The organism is Marinobacter oulmenensis, from assembly GCF_014201735.1.
Classification (GTDB): Bacteria; Pseudomonadota; Gammaproteobacteria; order Pseudomonadales; family Oleiphilaceae; genus Marinobacter; species Marinobacter oulmenensis.
On sequence record NZ_JACHFE010000006.1, the window covers coordinates 31,170 to 54,674 of the forward strand.

Annotated in this window: 25 protein-coding genes and 1 pseudogene; 17 read left to right on the forward strand and 9 right to left on the reverse strand. The window is 52.8% G+C overall.

The window, feature by feature from the left end:
- Nucleotides 1-7 precede the first annotated feature (7 nt).
- Both HNR38_RS17515 and HNR38_RS17620 read left to right on the forward strand, forming a co-directional pair.
- The gene (locus HNR38_RS17515) at nt 8-142 is read left to right on the forward strand and encodes a hypothetical protein (RefSeq protein WP_281380415.1); all 135 of its coding nucleotides are present in this window, start codon (nt 8-10) and stop codon (nt 140-142) included.
- A gap of 15 nt (nt 143-157) precedes the next feature.
- Nucleotides 158-382: a hypothetical protein gene (locus tag HNR38_RS17620; RefSeq protein WP_379919199.1), complete on the forward strand. Its 225-nt coding sequence runs from the start codon at nt 158-160 to the stop codon at nt 380-382.
- On the opposite strand, the gene HNR38_RS11860 is transcribed toward HNR38_RS17620, so the two are convergent.
- The 4 genes from HNR38_RS11860 to HNR38_RS11875 all read right to left on the reverse strand — a co-directional run bounded on the left by HNR38_RS11860 (nt 311) and on the right by HNR38_RS11875 (nt 3,685).
- Nucleotides 311-1,165 (reverse strand): protein phosphatase 2C domain-containing protein, encoded by an 855-nt coding sequence (locus HNR38_RS11860; protein WP_183704428.1) that lies wholly within the window; start codon nt 1,163-1,165, stop codon nt 311-313. The genes HNR38_RS17620 and HNR38_RS11860 overlap by 72 nt on opposite strands.
- On the reverse strand, nt 1,146-2,216 hold the full coding sequence (locus HNR38_RS11865; protein ID WP_183704430.1) for a tetratricopeptide repeat protein: 1,071 nt from the start codon (nt 2,214-2,216) through the stop codon (nt 1,146-1,148). Before HNR38_RS11865 ends, HNR38_RS11860 begins: the two co-directional genes overlap by 20 nt.
- A gap of 198 nt (nt 2,217-2,414) precedes the next feature.
- A complete protein-coding gene (locus HNR38_RS11870) occupies nt 2,415-3,161 on the reverse strand; it encodes an NYN domain-containing protein (RefSeq protein WP_183704432.1) in 747 nt (248 codons plus the stop codon).
- 92 nt (nt 3,162-3,253) lie between these two features.
- The gene (locus HNR38_RS11875; protein ID WP_183704434.1) at nt 3,254-3,685 is read right to left on the reverse strand and encodes a tautomerase family protein; all 432 of its coding nucleotides are present in this window, start codon (nt 3,683-3,685) and stop codon (nt 3,254-3,256) included.
- Between the two features lie 146 nt (nt 3,686-3,831).
- Here HNR38_RS11875 and HNR38_RS11880 point away from each other — a divergent pair, with 146 nt between their 5' ends.
- The 12 genes from HNR38_RS11880 (at nt 3,832) to HNR38_RS11935 (ending at nt 15,491) form a co-directional block, all read left to right on the forward strand.
- Entirely contained in the window at nt 3,832-4,287 is a 456-nt protein-coding gene (locus HNR38_RS11880) for a metallophosphoesterase family protein (RefSeq protein WP_183704436.1), read from the forward strand.
- Nucleotides 4,288-4,362: 75 nt separating this feature from the next.
- Complete coding sequence (locus HNR38_RS11885) at nt 4,363-5,025, forward strand: hypothetical protein (RefSeq protein ID WP_183704438.1); 663 nt, start codon at nt 4,363-4,365, stop codon at nt 5,023-5,025.
- Nucleotides 5,026-5,472: 447 nt separating this feature from the next.
- Nucleotides 5,473-6,897 (forward strand): esterase-like activity of phytase family protein, encoded by a 1,425-nt coding sequence (locus tag HNR38_RS11890; protein ID WP_183704440.1) that lies wholly within the window; start codon nt 5,473-5,475, stop codon nt 6,895-6,897.
- A 125-nt stretch (nt 6,898-7,022) separates the two neighbouring features.
- A complete protein-coding gene (gene dgt, locus HNR38_RS11895; RefSeq protein WP_183704442.1) occupies nt 7,023-8,546 on the forward strand; it encodes a dGTPase in 1,524 nt (507 codons plus the stop codon).
- 342 nt (nt 8,547-8,888) lie between these two features.
- A complete protein-coding gene (locus tag HNR38_RS11900) occupies nt 8,889-9,611 on the forward strand; it encodes a hypothetical protein (protein ID WP_183704444.1) in 723 nt (240 codons plus the stop codon).
- 511 nt (nt 9,612-10,122) lie between these two features.
- A complete protein-coding gene (locus HNR38_RS11905) occupies nt 10,123-11,325 on the forward strand; it encodes a CynX/NimT family MFS transporter (RefSeq protein WP_183704447.1) in 1,203 nt (400 codons plus the stop codon).
- 619 nt (nt 11,326-11,944) lie between these two features.
- A complete protein-coding gene (locus HNR38_RS11910) occupies nt 11,945-12,226 on the forward strand; it encodes a hypothetical protein (RefSeq protein ID WP_183704449.1) in 282 nt (93 codons plus the stop codon).
- A 27-nt stretch (nt 12,227-12,253) separates the two neighbouring features.
- Nucleotides 12,254-12,718 carry a hypothetical protein gene (locus HNR38_RS11915; RefSeq protein ID WP_221275801.1) on the forward strand — a complete coding sequence of 155 codons (465 nt, stop codon included), beginning with the start codon at nt 12,254-12,256 and terminating at the stop codon, nt 12,716-12,718.
- Nucleotides 12,715-13,257, forward strand: a complete 543-nt coding sequence (locus tag HNR38_RS11920; protein WP_183704453.1) for a coiled-coil domain-containing protein — start codon at nt 12,715-12,717, stop codon at nt 13,255-13,257. The genes HNR38_RS11915 and HNR38_RS11920 overlap by 4 nt, the downstream gene beginning before the upstream one ends.
- A gap of 116 nt (nt 13,258-13,373) precedes the next feature.
- Nucleotides 13,374-14,030, forward strand: coding sequence for a hypothetical protein (locus HNR38_RS11925; RefSeq protein WP_183704455.1), 657 nt, complete (start codon nt 13,374-13,376; stop codon nt 14,028-14,030).
- A gap of 18 nt (nt 14,031-14,048) precedes the next feature.
- Nucleotides 14,049-14,333, forward strand: coding sequence for a hypothetical protein (locus HNR38_RS11930; RefSeq protein WP_183704457.1), 285 nt, complete (start codon nt 14,049-14,051; stop codon nt 14,331-14,333).
- Nucleotides 14,334-14,432: 99 nt separating this feature from the next.
- Nucleotides 14,433-15,491: a lipase family protein gene (locus tag HNR38_RS11935; protein WP_246362672.1), complete on the forward strand. Its 1,059-nt coding sequence runs from the start codon at nt 14,433-14,435 to the stop codon at nt 15,489-15,491.
- Nucleotides 15,492-15,941: 450 nt separating this feature from the next.
- Here HNR38_RS11935 and choX read toward each other — a convergent pair whose 3' ends face one another.
- Nucleotides 15,942-16,883, reverse strand: coding sequence for a choline ABC transporter substrate-binding protein (gene choX, locus HNR38_RS11940; protein WP_183704459.1), 942 nt, complete (start codon nt 16,881-16,883; stop codon nt 15,942-15,944).
- 264 nt (nt 16,884-17,147) lie between these two features.
- Here choX and HNR38_RS11945 point away from each other — a divergent pair, with 264 nt between their 5' ends.
- Nucleotides 17,148-17,504 (forward strand): RidA family protein, encoded by a 357-nt coding sequence (locus HNR38_RS11945; RefSeq protein WP_183704970.1) that lies wholly within the window; start codon nt 17,148-17,150, stop codon nt 17,502-17,504.
- A gap of 45 nt (nt 17,505-17,549) precedes the next feature.
- A complete protein-coding gene (locus HNR38_RS11950) occupies nt 17,550-18,497 on the forward strand; it encodes a DUF4124 domain-containing protein (protein WP_246362673.1) in 948 nt (315 codons plus the stop codon).
- Nucleotides 18,498-18,523: 26 nt separating this feature from the next.
- Here the strand turns inward: HNR38_RS11950 and HNR38_RS11955 are convergent, their stop codons facing one another.
- The 4 genes and pseudogenes from HNR38_RS11955 to HNR38_RS17565 form a co-directional block, all read right to left on the reverse strand.
- Nucleotides 18,524-21,175, reverse strand: coding sequence for a cation-translocating P-type ATPase (locus HNR38_RS11955; protein WP_343068302.1), 2,652 nt, complete (start codon nt 21,173-21,175; stop codon nt 18,524-18,526).
- Complete coding sequence (locus HNR38_RS11960) at nt 21,165-21,869, reverse strand: glutathione S-transferase (RefSeq protein WP_183704464.1); 705 nt, start codon at nt 21,867-21,869, stop codon at nt 21,165-21,167. Before HNR38_RS11960 ends, HNR38_RS11955 begins: the two co-directional genes overlap by 11 nt.
- A gap of 153 nt (nt 21,870-22,022) precedes the next feature.
- Nucleotides 22,023-22,205, reverse strand: coding sequence for a hypothetical protein (locus HNR38_RS17400; RefSeq protein ID WP_246362710.1), 183 nt, complete (start codon nt 22,203-22,205; stop codon nt 22,023-22,025).
- Between the two features lie 27 nt (nt 22,206-22,232).
- Nucleotides 22,233-22,277: pseudogene (locus HNR38_RS17565) on the reverse strand (hypothetical protein); the annotation flags it as partial.
- On the opposite strand from HNR38_RS17565, the gene HNR38_RS11970 reads away from it, so the two are divergent.
- Complete coding sequence (locus tag HNR38_RS11970; protein ID WP_343068303.1) at nt 22,270-23,454, forward strand: GGDEF domain-containing protein; 1,185 nt, start codon at nt 22,270-22,272, stop codon at nt 23,452-23,454. The pseudogene HNR38_RS17565 and the gene HNR38_RS11970 overlap by 8 nt on opposite strands.
- The last annotated feature ends 51 nt before the right edge of the window (nt 23,455-23,505 follow it).

The window sequence follows — 23,505 nt, forward strand, 5'->3', positions numbered from 1 at the left end:
GGTGCTTATGCCAAGACAGGCCAGGCTGATTGTGCCCGGTTTTCCCCACCATATTGTCCAACGCGGCCATAACCGCCAACCGGTGTTCGTCGAACGCCGTGATTTCGAGTACTACCTGGCAAACCTGCAAGAGTGGAAGTAGGTTTATGAGCTGGAGATATTTAGCTACTGCCTGATGACGAACCATGTTCATCTGGTCGTTCAGGCAAACGAAAATGTGACCGCAATTCCTCAATTGATGAAGCACTTGGCTGGTCGTCAGACACGTTTTGGGAAACTTGGGACAGAGTTATTTCCTAAGTCAAAATCTTTAAAATGGTTTTGCTACCTCAATTATCATTGCTGTTGCGTCATCTTGAGGCTTCAATCTCGGGTGTTTTAATAAAGATTTGTCGTCATTTTCGATTTTTCTTATTTCATTAATTATTTGTTTTAGGGATGGGCCACTTTTCGATAAAATTTCCTCTACTTTACATATCCCATATTGCTTGAATGATATTGAGAAACCATCACTGCAGAGAAGAATTTTCGACACGCTTTTTGCATCAATTTTTTTTGTTTCAAGGTACTCGGTATATTTCAGATCCGGAGACAAAGCTGAATAACCGCCAGGGGAGTTCATCATGGATCGAGTACGCCTAAGAGTAGACGCGATTGCCTTTCGAGCCTCAGGGAAAGGCTTTCCTGAAGCTATTTCTTTTTGCAAAAGAGAAATAGAATGGTTGTCGAATGATTCAAGCGGAGAATTTGGAAATTTCCATATTTTACCATCTTCGAGAAGGCAATAGATCTCACAGTCTCCCAGCCTATGAATATTAAGAGTGTGATTGTTTAGATGTACTAGGATAAGGCCAGATGACGGTATTTGGAATTTTTTTACATTGTATTTTGATGTTATTGCGTTAAACAAATTTTTGGTTTTCTTAACTGCATAAAAAAGGCTTTCCTCGACTGGCTCGTCATCGGTAATACGGCTTTTTAAAAAAGATTTCAAATTCCTGACAAACCAAGAGGCATCAGATTCTTCATTTTGTATTAGGGGCTCTCCAAGTCCAGTTGCACCATCTAAAACAAAAGCTACACTTTCGCTAAAGTAAAGTTCGTCTTCGTTCACTTTCTTCTGTTCAGCAGGGACAGATAATTTTTCAAGGCAAATTAATTTCATTTGCTATCCCATATAGTTTGTCAAGAAAAACAGATATAACTATTAGTATTGTAGATATGGCAAACCCGAAAAGGAATCGTTTGATTCTTGATCGGGGCTCATAAAGAACGCCGAATCCACTTATGAAAATTAGTAGTGCAGCGGCGAGAGCAAATATCAATTGAGCGGCATGGATGAATGGATAGGAAGCTGAGACACTTATTCCGCCTATTAGCAAAGAAATTACTGCTATAAATATCGTTAAGATTTGAATATTTGAGCTCTTAGCTTCACTAACTGCTGATAGTGTGGCATCACTTATTTGCCTTTCTATATCTAATATTTCTCTTGATAGCGCTGTTTCGGATTTTATCTCGAGATAATTTGTTAGACGGATCGGATAATCAGGCGATCCACTGTCCTCTTGGTCTATTGCATGGCGAATATCTTGGTCAGCCTTCTCATAAAGCCCAAGCTGAGCATGGACTCGAGCTCTTGTGGAGTAATATTTAGGATATCCCGGTTCGGAATCGATCGCAGTATTTACGGCTTTCAGTGCTTCATTGAGAAGTTTTGCTTTTTCTTCTTTTGATTGTCCATTTGACTTAGCCTTATCAACCAGGCCACCCGCTAGACTATGTAAAGCTCCAGGATAATCCGGAACTAGTTTTAGACAATGCCTAGCTAATCGAATTGCGGTGTCCAAGTCAGTTTCGGTTCCTCTATCTTTCAACAATATAGAGTAGACGTGTTGCGAAAAAAAACTCGAAAGCTTCTGATCTTCCGAGGTTCCGACAAATTCACCACTGAAATCTTCCCACACAGCGATGCCTTTCTCCGTATCTTTGTAGCGTCGATGTCGAGTTAGCAAGATTAAGAAGCTCTCTAATCGCGTCTCAATTGAGTTCTCATGGTTTTTCAGCAAATGATAATGGTTGTCAATATCGTTCTTTGAGGCTTTAGTAGCTTTCTCGGCAATTTCTTTTTCCCTATCACGTATTTTCTTCAAATCAAATTCGGGCTCATGGGTGTCCTGATTTTTTAGAAATATCCTACATAATTTTTTTGTCATTCCTAAACGTGTCCATATTCCTGAGAGTTATCGAATTCTATGGTTTTGACGCCTTAGCAACAGACAATAATGTCGCATACATTGTCAATTCTGGGTAGGGCATGAGCGAGTGGAAGGGTTGGATCTGGCACAGAGGATCTGTAAATTTTCCGGCAGCTTTTCGAGCTGATCGCGGTAAATTTGTAAACCGGAACAGACCTATTTTTCTGGGCTTTTGATATGGAGGACGTTTTTATCCCGCACACTCATTTCGAAGAGTTCACTGGCTCGGATAAGATCGCTCAGCTTCTTGTACCCGTAGTTCACGGGTGAGAAGGAACTGTTATTCGAAATGTACTGGCCTACCTTGCCGAGGTGGGCCCAGCCATCATCGTCAGCAGTCTGTTCCACCGCAGTTCGTAGAGTTCGTACCAGTACAGTGTCGCCCCTCAGTTGATTGCGGCCCCATTTGGTTTCCACAGTTGGTTTTGGCGTTCCACCGTTGCTGACGCTATCGGGTTCCTCGGTGTCCTCGCGCAGGTTCTCCGTGTAGATGAATTGCGAGCAGGCGTTGACGAAAGGCATGGGGGTTTTGCGCTCGCCGAAACCAAAGACGGGCAGGCCGGCTTCAAGAATTCGCATCACCAGGGGCGTAAAGTCGGAATCACTGGTCATGAGGGCGAAGGCATTGACGTTCCCGCTGTAGAGCAGGTCCATGGCGTCAATGATCATCGAGGCATCGGTGGCGTTCTTGCCGGTCGTGTAAGCAAATTGCTGAACCGGCCGGATGGCGTTGGCGTGGAGCTTTTCGATCCAGCCACCCAGCCGGGGACCGTTCCAGTTTCCGTGGGCATGGCGCACGTTCACAGCCCCGTATTTGGCGAGTTCCTGGAGTACCCCTTCGATGGATTGGTGACTGACGTTGTCACAGTCGATGAGTAGAGCGATTTTGTAGTTGCTGTTCATCGTGCTTGGGCTGTCCTTGTCTCAGATGGTGGTTCCGATTACTAGCAGCAAAGCCGGAACCGCGGAAAACCGGGCCAGATCTATTATTGCGGTTATTTGGGTAAGCTGCCCCGCTTTTCCGGAGACATCCCCTTTTCCCACTCAGCTTCCCCTCCCGGCGCTGGCAGAAACCGCCCAAACTCGATCATCTGGGTGGCCGGAATGTCCTGCAGATAGATCCAGACATCTTCAGCTGTGATGTCCACGATGTGGGCGATTTCTTCAAGCATCTGGCTCATCAGGGCCTGTTTGATCTCGATGCTTCTGCCCTCCCGCACCAGGCCGTGCACATACACCTGAGGCGCGGTGTTCATTCTGCCACCCACAAAGTGGTCGCCCTCATTGGCTGCAGAAAACAGAGCCTGGGCGAAGAACCGGGGTGCGCCGGTTTGGGCGCTGTGCGCCGCTGTGATGGTCTCGGCAATCTGTGATTTCTGCTGCGCCGACAGAGACAGATTCGCGACCGTGACGGTGTAAGTGGGCATGGGAAACTCCCGCCATGGGTTGTACCTTTGCACTGGATCTCGCCACTATGGGAATGAGGCGGGCTTGTTTCACTATAGCAACCCTTATCTGCCTGGCTATACGCTGGGCCGGGAAAGTCGACTGAGAGACTGAACGAGGCGTAAACATGCAAATCGGGGTAATCGCAGACACCCACAGCAAAATGCGTCCCGAAGCCCTGGAGGCTCTTGAGGGCTCGGATGTGATCCTGCATGCCGGTGACGTGGGGCGGGATGAGGTTCTGGAAGCACTGGAGGCCATCGCTCCCTTGGTTGCTATTCGTGGCAACATCGATACAGCAGGCCGTGCAGCGACGCTTCCCGAAACTCAGGACCTGGAATTCCTCGGCCACACCTTCTACATGCTCCACGATGTCAAAACCCTCGACTTCGATCCGCAAGGCCATTACCGGGTGGTGATCGCCGGCCATTCCCACAAACCCCGCAATGAATGGATTGACGACGTGCTCTATTTCAATCCGGGCGGTGCCGGGCCCAGGCGTTTTACACTGCCTATCACAGTAGGGCGGTTGCAGGTGACTGAAGACGGTGTGGTGGGTGAGATTATCGAACTGCCGGTTTGATCCTGAAGCAATAAGCTATCCTGAGACTTCTGGAAAACGGGATAGGCCTATTTTTCGCAAGCGTCAGGCATAACTATGCACAGCAGCACCCTCCGAGGCACCGATTTCAACATCACCCGGGATGGCGAGGCCATTTCGCACGGGGATATATTTTCGTCGTTCCGGGATACAGATCGCCTTGGCATCCTTGTCCCTCATCGGTTTGATGGGATTGGTGCCATGACGCTCATCATGGCCTACGTCACGGCGTTCTATGATCGTTATCGCGAGCGGGGGCCAGAGTTTTATGCCTACCCGGATTTCTTTACGTTCCAGCGAGAGGCCCCCTGTGCCGACTATGGCATGTTCGATATCTGGCCAAACCACAAGAACGTCCAGGTTCCGGGTGACGCGCAGCAGACCGCCGAGGCTATTACCGGGCGGGGCGTGAACGTTTTACTGGTTCCCGACACTGGCGCACGGGAGGTTGAGATCTCAGCGGTTGAACGGGAAAGCCTCAGGCGCAATGTCCAGCACTGCTTTGCCTATTCCGGGACCGGTACGGCGTCGCCTTCCGATCTTGTCATCGAGTGCCGGAGTGAACTGCTCCGCAGTTATGCGTTGTCTGTTCTGGATTCCGTGCCTGCAGACGGTTCGGTGCTGGAACAACGAAGGCAATGGGAAGCGCGCCTGGCCGGAGAGACGTTGCGCCAAACGTTTCGGAAATTGGATCTTGAGGATGCGTTACGGAGGATCTGATTTGCACAATGGCCGACGGTTTTTGGCAATGCTGCTGATCGGAAAAGACGGCGGCCTGAAAAGCCGCGAGCCCAGCCTCGACCTCAACGACCCTGCAACTGCCCTTGGCGGGTATCAATCGAAATAGTCGCGAACAGTTTCGCCTGAGCTGCATGGAACCCCGTTCTGCCCTGGAATAGGGCGCTTTTGGTTCTGCAGGGGATGTTGTGGCATGTCATCGGTGAACACTACAAAAAGGGGGGGATTGCACCATCTATTCAAACTGCCGGGCACACGAATGAAAACAAGCTGTCATCTTAGGTCGCTAAGCTTCGGACCTCTTCCGATTGGCGCTTGAGCTGACTTCAGACATACAGGATGTTTCCTTGCCAGAGTCAGAGTGAGGCGGCTGCGGTCGGGCATAGTCGGTAATGCCGATTATCACCACTGACGACAAGGAAACATGATATGGATAAACACACGCGAATCCTGGCTTCCCTGCTGGCATCATCTGTCTTGTTGGCGGGTTGCAGTGGCGATGATGACGCCAACAGCACCGCATCGATGTTGGACAGCTTTCCAGCCGACGGCGTGTTTCTGCCCTATAGCGTACTGAGGGATGACCTGCAGGATGGCAAGACTCAACAGACTGTTGAGATCCGCAACGGTGGCTTTGGCTCCGCAATGACCGCCCACCCGTCAGAGCCCACCCGCTTCTACGCCTTGACCGACCGTGGCCCCAATGCCTCATTCACCGGGGATTACGGTAAGGGAAAGAAATTTCCCACACCGGACTACACACCCCGGATCGGTCTGTTTGAAGTGCAGCCAGAAGGAGTGATCACGCAGGTTGGCAACATCCTGTTGAAGAGGCCGGATGGTACCGAGATCACCGGCTTGCCCAACAGTTCAGCGCTCGGTGGTACCGGCGAGACCCCCTATCATGCTGACGGCAAACCGATACTGGTGGATGATAGCCTGCCTTACGACGAAGCCACCAACCCGTTCCGGCTGGATGACTTCGGGCTGGACGGGGAAGGACTGGTGGCGCTGTCGGATGGCAGTTTCTGGATCAGCGACGAGTATGGTCCCCACATCGTTCATTTTGACAGTAATGGCCGTGAGATCGGGCGTATTAATGCCTTTGGCAATGATGACCGGGTCAGCCTGAACCTGCCGGCGGAATTCGCCAATCGCAGGGCGAACCGCGGCATGGAAGGTCTGGCGATTACTCCAGATGAGAGCACTCTGGTGGGCATCATGCAGTCCACCATGTACAACCCCGATAAGGGGGTTAAGGATCTGGACCTTACCCGTATCGTTACCGTCAACCTGGAATCCGGCGACATCGGCCAGTATCTCTATCGTCAGGAGAAATCCCAGAATTCGAACTCCGAGATTCTGGCCCTCAATGCCAACGAATTTCTGGTGTTGGAGCGGGATGGAAGCTTCCTCTACGGCGGTCCCAATGGTGAGGTGGCCGCAGCGCCAGCGGCCCAGAAACGGGTTTACCGAATCGATTTGTCCTCCGGAACCAATCTGGAAACCGTGCCGCTCACCGTTGAGCTGGCTCAGGATGACAACCTGGGGCTGACTATCTCCGGCAAGACACTGGAAGAAGTGGCTCTGGAGCAGGGTTGGGGCGCATTGGCCGAGGCGGGTATCGTGCCGGTGAGCAAGTCCCAGGTGGTGGATATGGTCGCGGAGGTCAACTATCCCCACGACAAGATGGAAGGCCTGTGGCTGATCGACAACCAGCACCTGGGTGTGCTTAATGACGACGATTTTGCCACCTGGTCCACGGGCGGTGAGCTGGAGCAGAAGATGCTGGACTCGAATACCGTGGATGGTAATCGCCTGTATATTATCGAGGCAGACCTGTTGGCGGAATGAAGCCGGCCGGATACCCCTGAACATGCTGACCCCCCGGCCTGGCGATCATTTGGGTTAGACTGGGAGGAAAGACTTCGCCCAATTGGGGGAGGTCCGATGTTGCATTACCTCAATGGGGGTTCCAAGTGGCAGGTGTTGATTTTAAAGATCGGTTTTCAATTGAGCGCGAATACAACCGGGGCGCAGATGGCTCAGGCCCGGATCAGTTCAAGTTTCCTGTTTGCGACTTGGCCAGGCTGGAGAGTCAATTGGAAAGCGATCGTGGCAGGATTATCAATTCTGCTGCGGTTCGGCGCCTGCAACAGAAAACCCAGGTATTTCCGCTGGAACGTAATGCGGCGGTTCGAAGCCGCCTGACGCATTCCCTTGAAGTACAACAAACCGGCCGCTTCATTGCGCGAAAGATCTACGAGAGGCTGGGGCAGAAGGCTGAGAATCTTGGTCTCAAGGGCCTGGACAGGGCTTTTGAAACGGTTGTCGAGATGTCTTGCTTGATGCACGACATTGGTAACCCGCCCTTTGGTCATTTCGGCGAAGCCGCTATTTCCCGCTGGTTCAGTTCCAACTTGGGCAAGCTTGCACCGTTTGAAAAGATTGATGAAGCAGAAGCCTTCAAACAGGAACTCGGTTCGGAGTTGTGTTCCTTTGAGGGTAACGCCCAGGCGATTCGTCTGATAAGCAGGCTTCAAAAGCTCAACTTGACGTTTGTTCAGGCCGCGTCTGTTTTCAAATACACGCGCAGAGCAACAGAGGCCAAGCCGACAAGCGATGAGCCACTGGCGTACCTTAAAAAGAAACCCGGGTACTATTTTTCCGAGTCTGCATTCATCGAGCGCATGCAACATGCGCTGGGGATGGATGAAGGGTGTCGACACCCGCTAGCCTATGTCATGGAGGCTGCGGACGATATTTCCTACTGTCTCGCGGACCTGGAGGATGCGGTTGATAAGGGCATCATTGGCTATGGGGCCCTGGCAGAAAAGCTAAAGTCTGCATTTACTCAGCTTCGTCCATCGGACCATCAGAACGGCCATTTCTTCAATTTTGGAAAGAAGAAGTCGTTCGACCAACTGGTGGATGAGGTACTTGAAAAGGCTGAACGAGAAGACATCAATCCGGAGCATGAGTTTTTTGTCTGGTTGCGGGTAAAACTGATTCATCCCCTTGTTAATCATGCAGCGCAAGCGTTCATTGATAACATAGAGGAGGTGTTTCACGGTCGCCTGAACCGCGCCCTTCTGGAAGATAGCTCACCCTGCCACAGTGTCATCAAGGCTTTTAAGTCGGTTGCGTTTGAAGAGGTTTTTTCTTACCCCGAGGTTCAAACCCTGGAGTTGCAGGGCTATCAGGTTATAACGGGGTTACTTGAGCTCTATCGGCCGTTGTTGGAGCTGGATACAAGTCAGTTTGACGCACTGATTGAGGGAAAAAACGGGGATTTTCTGGTGGAAAGCCGATTGCTAAAGCGATTGCCTGCGAAACACGTGAAGGCTTACGGCACGATGAGACGTGAAGCTCCTGCGGATATCTCTGAGCCATTATGGGAGTTTTATTGCCGATGCCGTCTGATTCAAGACATGGTGAGTGGTATGACAGACCAGTTTGCTCTCGATGAGTTTCGGACACTGTCAGTTATGGAGGCGAAGTAGGTTTCTGCAGGCGGTGCCTGTTTCAAAAAGACGGAGATTACATACTGACCTGAGCAATGGAGTCTCTCGTATGCTGCGTCCTCTTGGTTTTTGGTTGTTTTTGGTTCGCATTTAGAACATCCCAGGTCCAAGAGGATTTTGGTTTTTTAAAAAATATTATTATAAAACAGTTTGTTATTGTCTTCTGGTGGCATTGGTTAATGTGATTTTATGCGTTTTTCTGTCGTAGTCCATGATAGTTCACAAAGGGGGGCGCGCGCGCTACTATGAAAATGTATTGGTAACGTGATGGCGTTTCAGTACTCAGTATATAAAGGGAAGAATCAGACAAGGAGGTACCTAATGAAAGACTTCAAGCTAGGGAGTTGTCTTGCGTTTATAGTGGCCACATCACTTGCATCTGCCGGCGTCGTTGCCTCCGACAAGGAAACGGAGCGTCAAGTGTTGGTAGAAGATCGGTATGGTGGTCAGCATCAGGTCACTCAAAAAGTGTATGAGCATGGTGATGGCTTTTACACCTTTGTCAGAAATGCCCGCCCTGAAAAGTTGCGGAACATCCATCAGGATATCTGTCAGTCAGTGGGTGGTGTCGATGTTTTCGATAAAGGCACAACGATGGTGTCCCAAGGCGTTCTTGATGTCGCGATCTGCAAAATTACTGATCGCAAGGCCATTGACCGGATCACCACAGCTAATCCAGGAAAGCAGTTTTCTGCCGGGGAACCGGCTGACCAAAAAACGGAAATGATCACTGCAAACAGCGGCCTTTATTGGCCTCCTGCTCTGAACTTGATTCCTCCCAACAGAGATGTGCCGGTCAATATAAATTATCGACTCAATGGGTATGTCGAATATTACACAAAAGACGGCGGGTTCTATCACAACTCGATGCAAGCGGATAAATGCGGGATCTCTAGGTCTGGAACGATTGGCAGCGACGCTCGAGGCATGCTTTATATCAACGTGTTATGTGTCTCCCACAACGCAGGGACATGGCCTGTCTATCTGTCATCCACTATTCCCGGGCTCTCCGCAACGGCTGTCGGTGAAATAAGAGCCCAATAGTCGCTTTCCAATGAAAAGGAAGAGGGCAGGTAACTGCCCCTTCATCGACCGCAGGAGAAGTTATGCCAGCCTTAGTGTTTTGCTCCAGAGCACTCCTGTTTCTATTTCTCGGGCTTTCAAATTTGTCCATGGCGTCAGGTTCCGCTCAAAAGGACGTCACCATTGAGGATTCTAGCGGGCGATCTATATTGCTCACGATATCGTTTCGAGAGAACGGTGATGACACTCGTACGATTGTAGCGGTGGAGCCGGAACAGGAGGCGAGGGACTTTTTTGACCGCGCCTGTGAAGCTGAATACGGGCCGCAATTCCAGTGGGCTGACGTTAAAAATCACCAGGTGACTCTTTCGAGATCCGCAGGGTTCACGTATAGCTGCGTGAAAGAACAGGACCGCAAATAAATGCCAGAAACGAAAGAGTGAGTTCATGGTGTAAGTAACCACTCATGCTGCACGACACCCCGTTCTGCCCTAGAATAGGGCGCTTTTGGTTCTGCAGGGGATGTTGTGGCATGTCATCGGTGAACACTACAAAAAGGGGGCTTCAGGCGGAGGCGGTGCTGGCGCTGGTTGGGCTGTTGCTGGTGGCGATCAACCTGAGGCCGGCGCTGACCAGTGTTTCCCCTGTGCTTAAAAACATCGCTGCCGGGCTCTCGCTGTCGCCTGCCGCTCAGGGGGTGCTGACCACCCTGCCGGTTGTTTGCCTTGGGCTGGCCGCGCCATTGGCGCCCAAAATGTCGCGCCGCATTGGCCCCGAGCGCACCGTTTTTGCTTTCCTCATTCTGCTGGCCATCACATTGCTGGCTCGCCCCCTGACGGGCATGGTGGGTCTCTTCGTGTTCACGGCGCTGGCCGGGGCGTGCATCGGCATTATGAATGTCCTGCTGCCGGGGATCGTCAAGCGTGACTTCCCGACACGGGTCGGCCTCATTACCGGTCTTTATACCGTGGCCCTCAATCTGGGCGCTTCGCTGGCGGCGGGTGCCACCGAGCCGCTGCGTCAGGCCTTTGGTGATCAATGGCAGCCATCCTTGGTCTTCTGGCTGGTGCCGGCTGTCATCGCTGCGCTGGTCTGGATTCCCCAGCTTCGGGTCGCGCACACGGCTCGCGTGCGCCCGCGGGAGGGTCATTCCCTTTACCGTAATGCGCTGGCCTGGCAGGTCACCTTGTTCATGGGGCTGCAGTCGTCGTTGGCCTATACAGTTTTTGGCTGGCTGCCAACCATTCTGCAGGACCGGGGCGTCGCGCCGGTTACGGCAGGGCTGGCGCTGTCGGTCTCGATTCTGTTTCAGGTCGTTACCGCTATCACTACGCCGCTGCTCGGCGGGCGCATGAAGGATCAACGCGCGGTGCTGGTCGGTGTGGTGCTGCTCACCCTGTTGGGTCTGGCGGGCTGTCTGTATGCGCCGACACAGAGTTTGTGGCTGTGGATCGTCATTCTGGGGTTGGGCCAGGGCGGCTCCTTCAGCATGGCGCTGACACTTCTGGCCCTTCGCGCACCGGATGGCGATACCGCTGCCGAGCTGTCGGGCATGGCGCAGGGGGTCGGTTACGTACTGGCCGCCTTTGGCCCGCTGCTGGTTGGGCTTTTGCACGACTGGGCCGGCGGATGGGATGTGGTGGGCATTCTGCTGGGGCTGATCGGGCTAGGCGCAATGATTGTGGCACTGGGCGCCGGGCGGAATCTTCTGGTCAGGCCGCATGAGGCGACCTGACAGGCTAAATTGCTATACTCCAGCAGTATTCCAAATCTGCTCATCTGTCTGTTGCTTCAAGGGGCGAAATGGGTCGCGCCCGGCGCCTGAGGCAGGGATGAACCCTTCGTGGTTCTAATACCATTTCCGGAACCGACATCGCTTTCGCCACTGCAGTTTCAGAAGCAGTGGCAGCTAATCGAGGCGCGACGGTTGATTCTGTCCCGATGGCCGTCGGCGGAATTTGCTTTTACAGCCTCTATGCGCCGGAGACAATAAAAAACCTGCCGCAATGGCTGGCTTTCTATTCGTTTGCCTAAGGCCTGGTGTCGCCCGGTGCGGTGGTCATCAACGCAATTCTGTGTTCTCCAAACTCTTTCTCCATATATCGGGAGAAGGCTTCCTCAGCGCCTTTTGCCGCTGACTACCATTTTTCTAAGTTCCTCTACTTCGCGAACAATCCTATCGGCGTTCTCAGGACCGCTGTGGTATGTCAGAACCATTATGGGAGCGGAGAGGACCTCGCCGATGGTGGCGATTGACGAAAATTTTCGATCACCAGTCAGGCAGGCAGGATGCTGCAGAATAGACTAGTGTGTAGTCATAGGTAACGGATAAAGCACAATGTTAAGGATGATGTATGGACTCCTCCTCGGTACTACTGCCCTTCAATTTCCTCAAGTATCTGGGCTGCTGCGGCGCTCGCATTATGGCGGCGACCGATGGTGTTAAGACCGGAGGAAGCTACGACATTTTAATTGTAAGGCAGCTAAATGACCACGGTGAGCATTTAGCAATTCTTGATACAAGTTTTTTAAACATCAAATCGAGATTTGTAAGTCGAGGTTCCGAATTTTTTTCGAATGACAATATTTTAGTCGATCAAGGTGGAAAAAGGCTGATCAAAATATTGGCGGAATAATAGGGAAAATACTAATAGGAGATGATGGTGAATCTTAGAAGAGTAATTTTACTATTGCTGTGCGCTACGTTTTTTGGCGTTATAGAAAGTCAGGCTGCGGACACAGTATCCGTAGCTATCTCTACAAAAGATAAAAAACTAAACTCAACCGTCGCCAATGAAGATTCGATCACTGGCGGTGGGCTCCATAAGTTGTATGCATATATAAAACTGGTCTCAGACACAGCTAATATCTCCCCGAATGTGCTCTATTTTGAATGGATTCTGCACCGTGAAGGTAAAGATCTGGTGCTTTCTAACTATAATACGGATAAGAAATGGTTGATATACGAGCGAAGGTTGGATGTGGTAGAAGACTATTACAGGGTCCATAAAACAGTTTTCGGAAGCAATCCAGGCGTGTATGAGTTTCGTGTATATGAAAAGAATTCTGATGGAAAATACGAGTTAATCGAAAATGCAAGAACCGTCATTGAAGAGGGCGAGAAATGAAATTCCTATATGTGGGTATGCTGTTGATTGGCATATGCATCTTTCCTTGTTTGTCTTACGCAAATGTCACGCCTGAAGTGGAGGCATTGGCTGCGGAGCTAGACAAGGCGCAACACAGGATTGATGCGAATTCGAGGCAAATATCACTTGATATTGCGGAGATAGAAAGCAGGATATCCAAATTGACAGGCCAAATAACCTACGCTAACGAGGCATCAAAGAATATTGATGCTAAATATATGAAAATTGTTGAGGGATTGAATTCGATAAATAATATTTGGGCTAAATTGAAAGAAGTGCAGGTGATGCAGGGTAAGTATGAAGAAAGACTAAATTCATTCGGGACAGATGTCGTCAAATTAGAAAAGGAAATTGAAGCTTCAAAGAACATTGTTACCTGGGTTACCGCAATAGTTTCCGTAGTAGTGATCCTGGTCGGTCTATTCTTTTCTCAGAGGTTCCTTGAGCTCTATGCGAACTACCGCGTTATTTGCTCAAGACTTCCAAAAGAGGACCGAGAAAGAATGGGTGTCAATTGAGGAGAGAGTAAGAAGCCTTGGAGTTTAACTGTTTCTTGCTGACAACCCTTCAATAGGGTTGTCCGTTCTTGGATGAGTTTAGGCAGGTAATAGTCACTAACGGTGGAGACGGTACGATGAAAAAAATGACAATGGTAGTGTCATTGCTTGCAATTATGACTTTGACGGCATGTGCTTCTATCCCGCCTGAGGCCCCTGAGTTGTCGTCGGAGCTGGGAACAAGAATTTCCGAACTTGAAAAGTCCAATATTACGCTGCTGAATCGTTTTTTTGACCAAAAGCGAAAGGATGTGGATGAGTTTATAGAGAATGAGTGGGTCCCTGAGTTTGCGAACCAAGTTTTTTCTAATCAAACAATAGCTGATGCGTGGGACATAATCGTCAGCGAGAATGACAAAAAACAGCGATTATTGTTCCTGGTGAAAGTGGGGCCTAGACTACAAAGTAAAATCAACGAAAAGCGGCTAGAGCTTATTCAGCCACTTGATGATCTCGAAAGACGCATTGAAGGTAAGATTAGGAAAGAGTACAACCAAGCAAGAGCTATGAATAACAGCATTACTAGCTTTTTGCTTTCTGCATCTGAGGTTTCTGAAAACAGAAATCGATACTTGGAAATGGCTGGTGTAAATGGTGAAAGCCTGGGAGAGATCATTAACAAGACGGATAATGCCGTTTCCGATCTCCTTGGTAAGGCTGATGATGTCAGTAATAAAGTGACCAGAGCTGAGGAGTTCATAGGAAAGGTACGGGACATTCGTGATTCAATATAGATGATAGGGAGAAATAAAATGCCTGTTGATTGGGATAAATTTGATAGTGAAATAGATTCGATAATTGAAGAATCCGCTGACGCTACAGACGACAGACTGGCGTCGCAAATTTCTTCAATAACGCGGATGACGGATGAAGAGGTCCAGGAATTGTTTCCGGATCCGGCAGATGTAAAAAGGCTCTCCGAGTTAATGAAGATCGTAAAATCTGAAGAAGACAGAAATAGAAAGATCAACCATCTAGTTTCTAATGCTGAGGAGTTTGGTGCGGTCGTTTTGACTCTTTTGCAGAAGTTCACATAAAAACGGGCTGGGTCTTTTTATGGTGATTTTGCTGCTGCTGCAGCTTGGTGCGGATAGGCCGATGTTTTTATTTTGATTTGCTGGGTGTCAGGGAATTAGATGATGTCAAAGCCAATTATAGAGACAAGTGATGAGTTAAATCGAGCTAATGAGTTGCTGTGCAAGAGCTTTCCAATGTATAGGAAGGCCTATAGTGATAGAACCGCTTGGTTAATGGCGTGCTTTGCCGAACTGGCTTATATTAAGTTTAATCCACCTTTCATTACGGGAAAGCTAGGCCGGAAAGTTGAGACAATGCTGTTGGAAGGCAAGAGCAATGACCGTATGTTAAAAGGCGCGATTCAGCTGGCGGTTGAGAAATTTTGCTATAACCAGGAAGAGGAAAAGCGCCTACTTGAAGAGCAGCTTGAATTTCTTGGGGCGGAGCTTGTTACCACTTTTGATGCAAATGGTAGTCAAGCGATACTTATTAAAACTCATGATTTTGTTGTTTTATCATTTCGAGGAACGGAGCCGACAGAACTAAAGGATATAAAGGCGGATGCTAATGCGGTACTCACGAAATGTGTGACCGAGGGAAAAGTGCATTCAGGCTTTCACCAAGCATATAACTCGATTGAAATGGAAATTATCCAGTCTCTAGAGGATTTTAATAACTTACCTCTATTTATAACCGGCCATTCTCTTGGTGGTGCGCTGGCAACAATAGCAGCAAAGAGAATAAATCATATCGGGGGGAACGCTGCTTGCTATACATTCGGTGCACCTAGAGTATCGGATGATCACTGGCTTATGACAATGAAAACACCGATATACCGAGTAGTTAATTCATCTGATGGGGTGACCATGGTGCCACCGCCCGATAAAGTTATTACTCCACTGTCCTGGGTGTTGGGGTTTTTGCCGGTAGTAGGTGAAAAATTGAAATCTGCTCTGCGTGAGAATTTCGGGGATTATATCCACGGTGGTGACATGCGTTTTCTCACTGACGTAAAAGCGGGCGAATATCATAAGGCCCGGTTGCTCACCCATGTTGATATCTGGTACCGGCTAAAGGGATGGCTGAGGAAACAGTTTACATGGAAGAAATTCGGAACGGATCACAGTATGACAGTCTATCGTTCGAAGCTTGCGTTTATCGCTTTGCGAAGAAATTGAAAATGTCTTTATGACTTGATAACGGACGGTATTGAGTTGGTTACGTTTGTGTTTTGGTAAGTTGCTGAGGTCTCTAACAGGAAAGCGGGAATTTCCTGGTGGAAAGCCGATTGTTAAATCGATTGGCCGCAAAGCACGTGAAGGCTTATGGAAGGATGAGAGGTGAGGCCTACGCGGATATCTGGGTCATTGTGGGACTTTTATTGCTGATGCCGTCTGATTCAAGACCTCGTGAGTGGCATGACGGAGCAGTTTGCCTTGGATGGGTTTCGGACGTTGTCTGTTATGGAGGTCAGGTAAGTTTTGCACGACTGGGCCGGCGGCTGGGATGTGGTGGGCATTCTGCTGGGGCTGATCGGGCTAGGTGCGATGGTCGTGGCACTGGGCGCCGGGCGGAATCTTCTGGTCAGGCCGCATGAGGCGGCCTGACCCGTTGGACAACCGGCGTCGTCAGTAAGATAACTCCATCGCTTGGGCGATAGCCTGCCCATCAGCCGGGCTGCCGTCCCGATGGGTAACCCCCTCCAGCCACGCTTCCACGGTGTCCGGGTGTTGATTCATCCAGTGGCGTGCTGCCCGGTTTTGGGGCGCAAACTGGTTCAGGATCATGTCCATCACCTGGCCTTCCATCGACAACGAGAACTCCAGGTTGTCCAGCAGCGTGGCAACGTTGGTGCAGTCGTCGGTGAAGCCGGCGCGGGTGTTGGTGTATACCGTTGCACCGCCTTTATTCGGCCCAAAGTAGTCGTCGCCACCTTCCAGGTAGGCAATATCAAACTGTTCATTCATCGGGTGAGGCGCCCAGGCCAGGAAGACAATCCATTGGTTGTCGCGAATTTTGGCATTCACCTGGGCCAGCATGATGCGCTCGGAAGTCTCAAGCAGTTCAAATTCGGCCAGATCAAAGGCGTTGGTGTCGATCATGTCGAGAATCAACTGGTTGCCATCGTTGCCTTTTTCCAGCCCGTAGATGCGGTGATCAAACCGGTCGGCGTATTTGGCGATGTCTGAAAAGCTTTTCACCCCCGCGTCGTAGACGGCTTGCGGCACGGCCAGTGTGTATTTGGCGCCGGTCAGGTTGGGCCCCAGCCGTTCAATCTGCTGGTTGTTGACCAGCGGATCGGCGATCGGGGCCATGCTGGGCATCCAGTTGCCCAGGAAGATGTCGATATCGCCACTGGCCATGGCGTCGTAGGTGTCCCCGACGGAGTGGTCGGAGATCTCCACGTCGTAACCCAGGGCCTGCAGCAGTTCTGAGGCCACCGCGGTGGTCGCCTTCACGTCTGTCCAGTCCACAGTACCGAAGCGTATCTGTTCGCACTGCTCGGCTGCGTAGGCCTTGTGTCCGGCCAGAACCGATGCAAAAACCGCCAGGAAAAATATAATTCGCATGTTGACCCTTTTGATTGATCGCTCAATTAACAAAAACGGCGCGGAATTTTACCTAACGCCGGGTTCGATTGAAATTGGATTAGGCGTGCACACGTCTCCTTATCAGCATTTCATGCAATTCTTCGACCATTCAGGAGGGAGATGGATTACGGTGCTATGATGGTCAACAAGCGGACGAACCGGGAACCAATGGCGGTCAGTGGCCTGGCGCTGGGAACCGTTCAGTCCCGGTTTCCCTTTACATTTTCCAATCAGGCGAGAGCAATGACGATAGAACGTATTGGCACCAATCAACGCATGAGCAAGATCGTAAAACACAACGGCACGGCTTACCTTTGTGGCCAGGTTGCCAAGGATACCGGTGGCGACATTCATACCCAGGTAACCGGGATGCTGGAGAACGTGGACGAGCTGCTGGAAAGCATCGGTTCCGGCCGCGACAGGATGCTTTCGGCGACGATCTACCTGGCGGATATGGCTGATTTTCAGGCCTTGAACGAGATATGGGATAACTGGGTGCCTGAAGGCGAGGCACCGGCCAGGGCCTGTGTGCAGGCAAAGATGGCGTCTCCGGAGTTGCTGGTGGAAATTTCGGTCATCGCTGCCATTCCTGACGCTTAAGCAGGGAAACGCTGCCGTCACTTTTTCTCGATGGGGTGAAGCTCAATGTTTCGATGGTTAGGGAAAACCCGTCACCCGGCTCTCGTGTTTGCGCTGGCTATGACCGTTGTCAGCCCGGGGCATGCCGAGATCTACAAATGGGTGGATGAAAACGGCGAGGTGCATTTCAGTGATCGCAAGGATCACAGGCTTGAACAGGAAGTGGTCAACGTCAGGCCAAGCCCCTCTGAATGGTCGCGTTTTGATATCAAGGTCGAAACCGTTGATGTTGAACTCAGCGATGCGGAACACCAGCAGATTGTCGACGGCGTGAACAGCGTCTACGAGTTTTATGACCGTGTGATGTCCTTTGACATGTACCAGACGGTGCCCGTCAATATCCTGATTTTCAAGGGGGCGCGGGAATACCAGAACTACCTGGCTGGCAAGGGCGGAGGGCTGGCTGTTGCGTCCTACGGTGTGTATATGCCCCGGGAACATCAGATAGCCGTCTATATGCAGGAAGACAAGCCCCGCACCTTCAGGACGATCAAGCATGAGGTGAGCCATGCCGTGCTCCATAGCCTGGTTCCCTATGCGCCATCCTGGTTGAATGAGGGGCTGGCCGAACAGATGGAGATGTTGGGGCGGGATGAATCGGGCCTGTATTTTGAGCATCACCCGGAAAACCGCTGGGTTGTCGCCAAAGCCCGTGAACAGGGCCGTTTAGCGGCGATTGGCGAGTTCCTGAAACTGCCCAGCATTAAATGGCGACATTCGGATTTCTCCGGGAGCAGTAGTGTGCGTGCCCAGGCGGGACAGTTCGTCTATTTTCTGCTCGCCAAACCCACCCGCCGTAACTTCGTGGTGCGGCTGATGCATAACTTCGATCGGGGTGACCGCACGCTGTCGTACTACCTGGTGGATGAACACTACCTGGGCGGTGTCGCCATGTTGAATTCGGACTGGGCTCGCTGGGTGAGCGACCAGGGCGAAGGGATCATCCGGCTCTAGGGGGCAGGGCCGGATGACAGAAGACATCAGGTGGCACGGGCCCTGCGTCGCCTGATCAGCACTTTATGCAGTTCCTCCACCACCAGCAGGCTCAGGGCGAAGCCAAGCAACTGCAGCCATTCCTGCAATGAAATCGGCTGGATCTGCAGCACGTCGGACAGCCCCGGGGTGTACATGGCGCCGATGTGGGCCAGCTGGGCCAGGGGCACGGCGAGCATCAGGAAGGGGTTGCGCAGCAACGGGATTCTGAACAGGGAGCGGAATTCCGAGCGGCTGTTCAGGGCGTGGATGTTGCCGAAGAGCACCATCAGCATCAGGGTCAGGTTGCGGGCTTCCTCAAGGTTCTGGGTCTGCTCGAAGGTCCACTGGAAGTTGAGGAAGGCCACCAGGCCCATCCACGAGCCCACCACCAGCACGTGTTCGATGATGTGTTTGTCGAACACGGGCTCATGCGGCGAGCGCGGTTTCACCGACAGTTCGCCGCCTTCTTTGGGCTCGAAGGCCAGGGCCACGTCCTGGAAGCCGTTGGCCACGAGGTTAAGCCAGAGCAGTTGTACTGCAATCATCGGCATGGGCAGCCCGGCCAGTACGCAGAAGAAGAACAGCAGGATCGCGGAGAAGCCGGTGGCCACCAGCAGGCCGATGACCTTCCGGATGTTGTTGTAGACCACCCGCCCCTGTTCGATGCCGGCAACAATCGAGGAGAAGTTGTCGTCGGTGACGATCAGATCCGCCGTTTCCTTGGCGACGTCGGTGCCGCGCTTGCCCATGGCAATGCCGGCGTGGGCCTGGCGCATGGCCGGGGCGTCGTTCACGCCGTCCCCGGTGACCGCCACAAAGTGCCCGTCTCGCATGAAACTGTCCACAATCTGGGCTTTGCGGGCCGGTTCTATGCGGGCGAATACCCGGGCCTGGCGGGTGAGCTGGTCCACCGCTTCCTGGCCCCGGGTGCTGGCTTCCTCCAGCATCGGGCCGGTGACCACGGTGGCATCGGCGTCACACAGGCCCAGTTCCAGGGCGATGGATTTGGCGGTGGCCGGGTGGTCGCCGGTGATCATCGCCACTTCAATGCCGCCGGCGCGGCACTTTTCGATGGCTTCAAAGGCTTCGTGGCGCAGCGGGTCGATCATGGCGACCATGCCCAGAAAGACCATGTCGGTCATGTCGTGGTCGCCAGGCTGTGAGGTTTTCCTGGCCAGGGCGATAATCCGGTAGCCCCGGGACGCCAGCTCGTTGAACTGCGCTTCCAGGGCGGCTTTATCAATGGCGGTGGCGCCGTCGGTGGTGGACATGCGATCACACATGGCCAGCATTTTCTCCGGGCTGCCTTTGGCGTAGATGAGGGTCTGGTCGCCGATCCGGTTAACCACGCCGCTGTAGGCCTTTTCGGACTCATAGGGAATGAGGGCGATCTGCTCCTGGCGGGTGCGCAGTTCAGAGATGGACATGCCCAGTTTCTTGGCCATCACCAGAAAGGCGATGTCCACGATGTCCCCCTGGGACACCCATTCACCGCCGCTGTAATCCAGGTGGCTTTCGTTGGCGAGCACGCCGGCCACGCACAGCTCCCGGAGGGTGTCCGGGTCGGTGCTTTCCAGGCCCTGGATTTCGCCGCCGGGCGCCACGCCTTCGCCGGTCACGTCAAACTGGCGGCCATCCGGCAGCATCACCTTGCGAATGGTGAGTTCGTTAACGGTGAGGGTGCCGGTCTTGTCGGAACAGATCAGGGTGCAGGAGCCCAGGGCTTCCACCGCCACCAGTTTGCGTATGATCACGTTGAGCCTGGCCATCCGGCTCATGCCAATGGCCAGAGCCACGGTCAGTGCGGCGGGCAGGCCCTCCGGGATGACGGAGACCGCCAGGCCGATGGTCATCAGCACCATCTCTTCGAGGGAGTAACTGCCATCCAGGAGCATCAGGCAGGCGAGGGCGGCAATGGCTGCCAGGATGCCGAAGGTGACCTGATAGGTGAACTTGCGGATGCGGATCATCAGCGGTGGCTCGGCCGAGGTCTTGCCGGTGACGCCCTGGGCGATCTTGCCAAGCTGGGTCTCGGAGGCGGTGGCGATCACCCGTCCTCGCCCACGCCCGTGGGTGATGATGCTGCCGGCAAAGCACTGGTCTGCGCGTTCGGTGAGGGGCGTGCTGTCTTCACTATGGGTGTCGGCGTTTTTGGCCACTGCCAGGGATTCCCCGGTCAGCATGGATTCGTCCACCGCCAGGCTGCTGGCGCTGAGCAGGCGGATATCCGCGGGCACCTTGTCGCCGGAGGACAACAGCACGGTGTCGCCGGGCACCACTTCCTCAACGTCCACCGTGATGATCTGGCCGTCCCGCAATACATGGGCCGTGCCTTTCATCATCTGCTTCAGGGCGGCGGCTGCCTTCTGGGCCGAGTATTCCTGCACGGTGCCGATCAGCGCGTTGATCAACAGCACAATCAGGATGAACACCCCGCTGGGGTTCTGGCCCAGCGCAAACGAAATCCCGGAGGCGATCATCAGAATGTAGATGAACGGGCTGAGGAACTGCCGGGCAAACAGCTCCAAGACCCCCGGCATGGGTGGTGTGGGTAGCTGGTTATAGCCGTATTTCTCCAGGCATGCGCTGGCTTCCTGGCGGGTCAGGCCGGTGTCAGGGGGAGCCTCCGCCCCCGTCGTTAGGTCACTACTCGTCACTGGCCAACATCTCCCTGATGGACGCCTCAATCTGCCCGCCGCAATACGATTTCCCGAAGGCCTGTTCCAGCTCTGAAACATGAGCCGCCAGGGACGGCTTGGCGCCGATCTGTTGGCAGAGCCTGTGGATGCCCGGTGCGTGGGTTTGCACGTCCGGCTCCAGTTCAGGCAGGCAGCGGATCATGTTTCCAAGAAGGGCATACACGCCAATGTCGGCAAAGGTCACCGTTTGCCCGCCGATATCACCACGGGCCAGGGAGGCCTCGAACACCGCCAACCACCGGGGGAAACGCCGGTTGCGGAATTCCTGCCACTCCTCGCGCGTCCACATGCGTGAGCCGTTGTATTGGCATATTTCCATCAGCAGGTCGTTGCAGTCCATGATGATCTTCTGGCAGACGGCTGCCGCGTAGGGTTCCGAGGGGGCCAGGCCGAGTTCATGGCTGGCGTATTGGACTATCGCCGGCATCTGGCTGAGCGTCTGGCCGGTTTTCAGGTCCTTCAGCAGGGGCGGGCCGATAAACGGGATGTCCTGGCTGCCGGGAGGCTGGCTCATGAGTCTGGCAATGACATCCGGGTTGTATTCTTCCAGCAGAGGCACTTCCTGGTAGGCAAACAGATAGCTGATAAAACAGCCGCGGAATGCGCTCGGCCAGTAGAACATCTGGAATCGTGGTGTGGATGATGATGGCAATTTGGCCTCCTGCGGGAGCTGTGCTGTGAATAGTGATCAGCTCCAACGCCTGGAGTCCTCCTCCATTGCTCCGGTGACCAGCTCAGGTGAAGAGCTGGCGAGACTTGCGGGTGAGCTGAAGGATATGTCTGCGCGGTTCGTGTTTTTATGTGCTCAGTCTTCAGACTTGCTGGGATTGGTAGCTGTTTCCGTGGCCTGGAGATCCTCGCCAACAGTATAGGCTTCGCTCTGTGTCTCGGCCACCATCTGCAGTTTTTCACGGTTCGGCAATGGGTACAGGGTTTCGAACTCTGAGGTAAAGCGGCTCAAGGTGATGTTGCAGGCCAGACAGATCATCTCAACTTCCAGGTATTCAAGCCGTCGTTCTCCGCTTTCATATTTGGATACGAAGCTCTGTGGTTTGCCCAACCGTTCGGCCAGCGCCGCCTGGCTGAGTTGTGCCTGCTGCCGTACGTTTTTTAGGGCCTTGCGAAAAGCCTGTTGCCGGTATGTCCACAAAGTATTTGCCATTCCGGCACTCTATGGGCAAAATCGGGATATCCCATTTTGGGATATCGGCCTGCGCGTGTTGCTTCCTTGTGGGTCGGAGTCCGCCAGGCTAGGGAAGGGTAAGCAGATGGAGAAGACTGGCGATCTCAGCTTTAGTGAGCCTGATGCTGAGAGCGGCCGCAATGGATTGTTGGAAAAGCTACCGTTGTTGATGATGGAAGCCCTGTCGTCCATCCAGCAGGGCGAGCATCTTACAGGAATATTGCCTGAGGTGTTACGGGAGGTGGAAAAATATCTTCCGGCTGCCTGCTGCCGGCTTTACCTGGCGGATGAGTTGTTCTGTGCCCAGCCTTTGAGCACGGCTGCCTGCCGGTCGTCGGCACACCATGCGCAGCATTGGCTGACCTCAGGATACGGCTGTGAAGCCTGGGCGGGAGACTGCTTTCCCCTGTATTCGTCCGTCGGTAAGTTATCCGGAACCCTTCAGATATACTGGTACGGTCATCCGGACCCGGCCTTCGCTTCGGTTTTGCGCTTGGTCGCCAAGGCGTTGGCGGCGCTGGTCGAGCACTTTTGCTTCTGCGCGCAGTTAACACGCAACGCCAGTCACGACGATCTCACCGGCCTGCTCAATCGCAGCATATTCTTTGAATTCCTGGAGGCGGAGCTGAATAAGGCTGCCAGGACACAGACGGCTTTCAGCGTGATGATGATGGATCTTGACCACTTCAAGTCTATTAATGACCAGTACGGTCACGCGGTCGGTGATCAGGTTTTAAAGCACTTTGCTGAACTGCTGCGTTCGTTGCTGCGCAAGAGCGACATCATTGGTCGCCTCGGCGGTGAGGAATTCGCGGTGATTCTCCCGGGCACCCATCTCCAGAGTGCGGCCAAAGTGGCTGGAGAGATCCTTAACCAGACGGCTGACCTGGCTGTGGCCCACGCCCGGCAGACCGTCGTACATTTCACTGTCAGCATCGGAATTTCCACCTACCCGGACTTCGCCAATATCAATGCCCTGATGAGTGCAGCCGATGGTGCCCTGTACCGGGCCAAGAAAAACGGCCGAAATCGGGTAGACGTTCATCAGGAATGAATAATCCGCGTCCACCGAAGCTGATAGTGGCCCAGAGGGGCAGGCCGGCTT

Bases quoted from the DNA above. Each gene is read 5' to 3' on its own strand.
- HNR38_RS17515 (WP_281380415.1), top strand. From the start codon at position 8: ATGCCAAGACAGGCCAGGCTGATTGTGCCCGGTTTTCCCCACCATATT.
- HNR38_RS11860 (WP_183704428.1), bottom strand. From the start codon at position 1,165: ATGAAATTAATTTGCCTTGAAAAATTATCTGTCCCTGCTGAACAGAAG.
- HNR38_RS11865 (WP_183704430.1), bottom strand. From the start codon at position 2,216: ATGACAAAAAAATTATGTAGGATATTTCTAAAAAATCAGGACACCCAT.
- HNR38_RS11870 (WP_183704432.1), bottom strand. From the start codon at position 3,161: ATGAACAGCAACTACAAAATCGCTCTACTCATCGACTGTGACAACGTC.
- HNR38_RS11875 (WP_183704434.1), bottom strand. From the start codon at position 3,685: ATGCCCACTTACACCGTCACGGTCGCGAATCTGTCTCTGTCGGCGCAG.
- HNR38_RS11880 (WP_183704436.1), top strand. From the start codon at position 3,832: ATGCAAATCGGGGTAATCGCAGACACCCACAGCAAAATGCGTCCCGAA.
- HNR38_RS11885 (WP_183704438.1), top strand. From the start codon at position 4,363: ATGCACAGCAGCACCCTCCGAGGCACCGATTTCAACATCACCCGGGAT.
- HNR38_RS11890 (WP_183704440.1), top strand. From the start codon at position 5,473: ATGGATAAACACACGCGAATCCTGGCTTCCCTGCTGGCATCATCTGTC.
- HNR38_RS11900 (WP_183704444.1), top strand. From the start codon at position 8,889: ATGAAAGACTTCAAGCTAGGGAGTTGTCTTGCGTTTATAGTGGCCACA.
- HNR38_RS11905 (WP_183704447.1), top strand. From the start codon at position 10,123: ATGTCATCGGTGAACACTACAAAAAGGGGGCTTCAGGCGGAGGCGGTG.
- HNR38_RS11910 (WP_183704449.1), top strand. From the start codon at position 11,945: ATGGACTCCTCCTCGGTACTACTGCCCTTCAATTTCCTCAAGTATCTG.
- HNR38_RS11920 (WP_183704453.1), top strand. From the start codon at position 12,715: ATGAAATTCCTATATGTGGGTATGCTGTTGATTGGCATATGCATCTTT.
- HNR38_RS11925 (WP_183704455.1), top strand. From the start codon at position 13,374: ATGAAAAAAATGACAATGGTAGTGTCATTGCTTGCAATTATGACTTTG.
- HNR38_RS11930 (WP_183704457.1), top strand. From the start codon at position 14,049: ATGCCTGTTGATTGGGATAAATTTGATAGTGAAATAGATTCGATAATT.
- HNR38_RS11935 (WP_246362672.1), top strand. From the start codon at position 14,433: ATGATGTCAAAGCCAATTATAGAGACAAGTGATGAGTTAAATCGAGCT.
- choX (WP_183704459.1), bottom strand. From the start codon at position 16,883: ATGCGAATTATATTTTTCCTGGCGGTTTTTGCATCGGTTCTGGCCGGA.
- HNR38_RS11945 (WP_183704970.1), top strand. From the start codon at position 17,148: ATGACGATAGAACGTATTGGCACCAATCAACGCATGAGCAAGATCGTA.
- HNR38_RS11950 (WP_246362673.1), top strand. From the start codon at position 17,550: ATGTTTCGATGGTTAGGGAAAACCCGTCACCCGGCTCTCGTGTTTGCG.
- HNR38_RS17400 (WP_246362710.1), bottom strand. From the start codon at position 22,205: ATGATCTGTCTGGCCTGCAACATCACCTTGAGCCGCTTTACCTCAGAG.